We start from the raw sequence: 3,439 nt of genomic DNA, 5'->3' as shown, positions 1-3,439 counted from the left end.
GTGAGCTTCTTTTCCTTGGTCGGGTTGACGTCCATGTCGTCCGCCCGGGAGTTCTCACCCACGATCATGCCCTCGTAGACCTCGGTCGTCGGCCCGACGAACATCGTGCCGCGTTCCTGGAGGTTGAACAGGGCGTACGCGGTCGCCACCCCGCTGCGGTCGGCGACCATGGAGCCTGTCGCCCGGGTGCGCAGCTCCCCGAACCAGGGCTCGTACCGGTCGAAGACGTGGTGCAGCAGCCCGGTACCGCGGGTCTCGGTGAGGAACTCGGTCCGGAACCCGATCAGCCCGCGGGCCGGGACCAGGTACTCCAGCCGGATCCAGCCGGTGCCGTGGTTGACCATCTGCTCGACCCGGCCCTTGCGCAGCGCGAGCAGCTGGGTCAGCGTGCCGAGGAACTCCTCGGGCGCGTCGATGGTGAGGTGCTCCACCGGCTCGTGGATCTTGCCGTCGACAATGCGGGGGACGACCTGCGGCTTGCCGACGGTCAGCTCGAAGTCCTCGCGCCGCATCAGCTCGACGAGCACGGCGAGCTGCAGCTCCCCGCGGCCCTGCACCTCCCAGGTGTCCGGCCGCTCGGTGGGCAGTACCCGGATCGACACGTTGCCGATGAGCTCGGCGTCCAGCCGGTTCTTGACCAGCCGTGCCGTCAGCTTCTTGCCGGAACGGCCGGCGAGCGGGGAGGTGTTGATGCCAATCGTCATGCTGATGGACGGTTCGTCGACGGTGATGACCGGCAGCGGCCGGGGATCATCGGCGTCGGCGAGGGTCTCCCCGATCGTGATGTCGGGGATGCCAGCGATGGCGATGATGTCGCCCGGCCCGGCCGACTCCGCCGGCACCCGCTCGAGCGCCTGCGTCATCAGCATCTCGCTGATCTTGACGCGCTGCTGGCTGCCGTCGGCCCGGCACAGCGTCGCCGGCTGACCACGCTTGATCGTGCCGTTGTGCACCCGGCACAGCGCGAGCCGGCCGAGGTACGGGGACGCGTCGAGGTTGGTGACCAGGGCCTGCAGCGGCGCGTCCGGATCGAACGACGGCGCCGGCACGGTCTCCAGCAGAAGGTCGAACAGCGGCTTGAGATCGGGTGAGTCCGGGCTCACCCCGTCGGCCGGGCGGGTGGTGGAGGCACGGCCCGCCTTCGCGTTGCAGTAGACGATCGGGAAGTCGATCTGGTCCTCGTCGGCGTCGAGGTCGAGGAAGAGCTCGTAGGTCTCGTCGACCACCTCGGCGATCCGGGCGTCCGACCGGTCCACCTTGTTGATGACGAGCACCACCGGCAGCCGCGCCGCGAGCGCCTTGCGCAGGACGAAGCGCGTCTGGGGCAGTGGGCCCTCACTCGCGTCCACGAGCAGCAGGACGCCGTCGACCATCGACAGGCCGCGCTCGACCTCACCGCCGAAGTCGGCGTGACCGGGCGTGTCGACGATGTTGATCGTGATGTCGCCGTAACGGACCGCGGTGTTCTTCGCGAGAATCGTGATGCCCTTCTCACGCTCCAGGTCCATCGAGTCCATCACGCGGTCGGTGAGCTCGGCATGCTCGCCGAACGCGCCGGACTGGCGCAGCATGGCGTCAACGAGGGTGGTCTTGCCGTGGTCGACATGGGCGATGATTGCCACGTTTCGAAGATCGGCACGAAGAGACACGGTGATGCGCTCCGGGGCGGACATGGGGTTCGCGACCCCGCAACAACGACGACGACGTCACCGCATGAAACGACGGTAACGCATGAACCGGTGACGCGAACGTTCTGGCGGGTGCCCGCCATGGTGTCGGCGCCGCGGCACGACGATCTGCCCGTCACGCGTACACCGGCAACGGTCGCACCGCCACTCATGGTACGGATGCACCCATGGTACGGATGCCACGGCTACAACGGGCTTCACCGGTCCGGGGCTTCACCGGTCCGCGACCTCCCGTCGCCGGCGTTCAGAAGAGCCGGCGTTCAGAAAAGCGATCCGGGAGCCGACAGCACGCGGCGCAACTCCGCCACCAGGGGCCCGTCGGCCGGCATCCACCGGACATCGTCCAGTTCGGCTACGCCGAGCCAGCGCAGCTCGTCATGCTCGACGGGCTGGGGCTGCCGGCGCGTCACCCGGCCGAGCCACACCCGCAGCACCCACCCGGGGCTGGACAGCCCGACCTCGCCGAGCGGCGGACCGACCTCGATCTCGACGTCGAGCTCCTCCCGGCACTCCCGGGCGAGCGCGTCGAGCTCGTGCTCGCCGGGCTCGACCTTGCCGCCCGGAAACTCCCACATCCCGGCATAGGGATGCGGTTCCCGGCGCCGGGCGGCCAGCACCCGGCGATCGTCGTCGAGCAGCGCGACGGCGACGACCAGACGTCCCCTAACCACCGGGACGTCGGTGCCGTCCCGGTCCTCGGGTGTTCCACGCCGTCGTCCATGGGTAGAAGGGAGGGCATCCAAGCCCTCCACATCCGCGTTCATGGTGCCGGACTCTCCCAGAGTCCGGCCAGCCGTGGATCCGTTCCCGGCGGATCGTGTCTGATGAGCCTTTCGGGTGGCTCCACCAGGACGGCTCGCCCAGCAGCGGGACGTCGGACCGCAAGCCAGAGAATCAGAGAATCACCAGCCGGAGGGAATCGGTATGCCGAGCAGGCTGGACACCACCGAAGTCGCCGAGGCGTTGGCGGCACTACCCGGCTGGATCGGCGACGCCGACCGGATCCAGTTGGAGATCATGCTGGACGGGGACGAGGCCGATGCGATCGTGGCCGAGGTCATGCAGGCAGCGGACGCGATGAACCATCATCCGGTCGTCGAGCGGGGCCCGGGAACAACGACCTTCACGGTCTGGACCCACTCAGTCGGCGGCGTCACCGAGCTGGACGTGGCCCTGGCCCGCAGGATCTCACAGATCCTGTACTCGGCCGGTGTCTCGTACTGAGCTCTCGTACCGAACAGACGTCTCGTACCGAACAGATCTGGAGATCACCAGAGGCTGGGCAGCACCCTGAAGACACCATCCGGATCAGGCGGGAACGGTACGACGATCGTCACCGCGCCGGTGTCGATCATCCCATAGAGATGCGGGAAGAGCTCCCCTGGCGCGGGCGTGCCCCCCGCGGGCGCCTGGCCGGCGGGCGCCCCGGCCGCCGGCGGCTCCCAGCGCAGCTCCGCGCTCAGCCGCTCCGGGTCGACGACGACCAGCAGCAGGTCCGCATGCCCGGCGTAGTACCGGTTCGCGGTGGCCACGGCCTGCTCCGGGGCGGAGAAATGGATGAACCCCTCGGATGCCAGGCTCGCCGGGCGGTACCCGCCAGCCCCGGCCGCCCACTCGGACCGGCCCGCCAGATGGCAGATCACGCCATCCCCCTCTCCTTGCCACTCATCAGTCGTTGACTGCCGAGCCACGGTCGCGGTGCCCGCATCGGCCCGGGGATACTCCCGGCGGGCCGGACGAAACCCACCCCC

At 69.1% G+C, this 3,439-nt stretch carries 4 protein-coding genes; 1 reads left to right on the top strand and 3 read right to left on the bottom strand.

What is annotated here, in order from left to right; genetic code table 11:
- Both typA and ACY45C_RS08935 read right to left on the bottom strand, forming a co-directional pair.
- The coding region (gene typA, locus ACY45C_RS08940) for a translational GTPase TypA (RefSeq protein WP_462187155.1) at window positions 1-1,673 on the bottom strand (1,673 nt) is incomplete at its 3' end.
- A 275-nt stretch (window positions 1,674-1,948) separates the two neighbouring features.
- Window positions 1,949-2,452 carry a (deoxy)nucleoside triphosphate pyrophosphohydrolase gene (locus ACY45C_RS08935; protein ID WP_462187154.1) on the bottom strand — a complete coding sequence of 168 codons (504 nt, stop codon included), beginning with the start codon at window positions 2,450-2,452 and terminating at the stop codon, window positions 1,949-1,951.
- Window positions 2,453-2,612: 160 nt separating this feature from the next.
- On the opposite strand from ACY45C_RS08935, the gene ACY45C_RS08930 reads away from it, so the two are divergent.
- Complete coding sequence (locus ACY45C_RS08930) at window positions 2,613-2,912, top strand: 4a-hydroxytetrahydrobiopterin dehydratase (RefSeq protein WP_462187153.1); 300 nt, start codon at window positions 2,613-2,615, stop codon at window positions 2,910-2,912.
- A 44-nt stretch (window positions 2,913-2,956) separates the two neighbouring features.
- Here ACY45C_RS08930 and ACY45C_RS08925 read toward each other — a convergent pair whose 3' ends face one another.
- The gene (locus tag ACY45C_RS08925) at window positions 2,957-3,331 is read right to left on the bottom strand and encodes a DUF952 domain-containing protein (RefSeq protein ID WP_462187152.1); all 375 of its coding nucleotides are present in this window, start codon (window positions 3,329-3,331) and stop codon (window positions 2,957-2,959) included.
- Between the last annotated feature and the right edge of the window lie 108 nt (window positions 3,332-3,439).

The organism is Frankia sp. CcWB2 (genome assembly GCF_977927585.1).
The sequence above is the reverse complement of the archived record's forward strand: the minus strand, read 5'-3'. Positions and strand labels throughout refer to the sequence as shown.